Annotated in this window: 1 protein-coding gene; it reads right to left on the bottom strand. The window is 37.0% G+C overall.

Going from position 1 to position 270, the window contains the following annotated elements; genetic code table 11:
* Positions 1 to 239 (bottom strand): M20/M25/M40 family metallo-hydrolase (locus tag GUI70_RS25715; protein WP_237725151.1); only part of this gene is annotated, 239 nt, incomplete at its 3' end.
* Positions 240 to 270 lie beyond the last annotated feature (31 nt).

Raw genomic sequence — 270 nt, 5'->3', positions numbered from 1 at the left:
ACAGTAATCACAAATTGAATTTGTCCATGTGGGATTTGTTGTTCCTTAATCACTTGCAAAACTTCAAGCATCGCTGCTAATCCTGCTTTATCATCTGCACCTAGAATAGTCGTACCATCAGAGTATATGTAGCCGTCGTCTTTTACAATTGCCTTTACATTAATTGCGGGTACAACAGTATCCATATGGCTCGTCAAATATAATTTAGGTACTTCGCCTTCTTCGATAGTACTATTCATTGTACACACTAGATTATTGGCACCTAATTTA

This window comes from Deinococcus alpinitundrae (assembly GCF_009982895.1).
GTDB classification, from domain to species: Bacteria; Deinococcota; Deinococci; order Deinococcales; family Deinococcaceae; genus Deinococcus; species Deinococcus alpinitundrae.
This window is presented reverse-complemented; position numbering and strand designations above follow the sequence as displayed.